Annotated in this window: 2 protein-coding genes; both read right to left on the minus strand. The window is 46.5% G+C overall.

The features are described from left to right. A partial coding sequence (locus F6K37_RS35885) for an HlyD family secretion protein (RefSeq protein ID WP_287255710.1) occupies window positions 1–961 on the minus strand: 961 nt, incomplete at its 3' end. Window positions 962–981: 20 nt separating this feature from the next. Beyond that, window positions 982–1,421 (minus strand): ATP-binding cassette domain-containing protein (locus F6K37_RS35890; RefSeq protein WP_287255713.1); only part of this gene is annotated, 440 nt, incomplete at its 5' end.

The following is a 1,421-nucleotide window of genomic DNA, read 5'->3' on the forward strand; positions in this document are numbered from 1 at the left end:
GTTGCACATCTAAAAAGCGTTCTTTTGACAAAACCCCCTCTTTATAAGCGTTTTGGTAACGGGGAATTTTTTCCTGAGCACTTTCTAAACGAATGGTTTCTAATTCATAGGCAACCTTGCTAGATTCAATAGCCTGCCGTGCCTGGTCTATTTGTGCCAATAGTTCTTCTTTTTGTAAACTGTAGGCGAACTTAAAGGCTTCCAGATTCTGCCGTGCTTGCTCGACTTGCGCCTGTTTTTCTAACTCTTGAGCTTGGTTTTGTTGCTCCTGGGTACGCAGAGCCAGTATCAATTGGTTTTTCAGCACCTCTAATTGATTGAGGCGATTCTGTTGCCCTTCTAATTTTTTTTGTTCCTGCTGAAGTTCAGTGCTAACTAACTCCGATTCCAGTTCTAGTAAGGTTTGACCAGCCGTTACCAATTCCCCTTCTTTGACCTTAATTGCTGCTACCGTTCCTGCTACTGGCGCATCAAGTTTAATGGTTTCTCCCGTAGGTTCCAATCGTCCTCTAGCTTTCCCGGTCTCATCCACCTGAGCGAATATCGCCCAAGGTAAGGCAATACCGATAAATACCATCAAAAAATACAGTAATCCCCTTGTCCAAACCTGGGGTAATGTATCAAGCAGTTCCTTAGTCGCATAAGACCATTCATGACCCTGGAGTGGTTGATCATTCCTAGGTTGAGGAGTCGTTTCTTGGGTGAGTAACTCCTCATACCGACCCTGGTCTGGAATAGTATGAGTAGGACTATGTCCATTCAATGTATGATTTTCAGGCATAGCAGTATTTCCATTTGAGTTGTGAACATAGTTGATGGGAATCGGGAATCGGGAATCGGGAATCGGGAATCGGGAATAGGCAAAAGGCAAAAGGCAAAAGGCAAGAGGCAAGAGGCAAGAGTAATCAACGGATTTATTCCCAAACCCCAAACCCCACACCCCACACCCCACACCCCACACCCCACACCCTACCCGCTCCGCTATAGCTGCTGCTGATTGAGATAGAAATAATGTCCTCGCTTTGCCATTAAGTCTTCGTGAGTACCGCTTTCAATCAAGACGCCTCTATCCAGGACTAAAATCAGGTCAGCTTTGCGTACGGTAGAAAGACGGTGAGCAATAACTAGGGTGGTGCGGTTTTTGAGAATGGTATTGAGATTGTTCTGAATAATCCGCTCGGATTCCGCATCCAGGTGGGAGGTGGCTTCATCGAAAATTAATAGGCGGGGATTTCCCAACAGGGCGCGAGCAATGGCTAAACGCTGTCGCTGTCCCCCAGACAACATCCCTCCTCCCTCCCCAATCTCGGTTTCATAGCCCATGGGCAGTTTTTGGATAAATTCATCGGCACCGGCCAGTTTTGCTGCTGTGATAATTTCGTCTAAGCTAGCTGAGGGATAAGCCAGACCGATGTTTTCTC

It is taken from the genome of Moorena sp. SIO4E2, assembly GCF_010671945.1.
GTDB lineage: Bacteria > Cyanobacteriota > Cyanobacteriia > Cyanobacteriales > Coleofasciculaceae > Moorena > Moorena producens.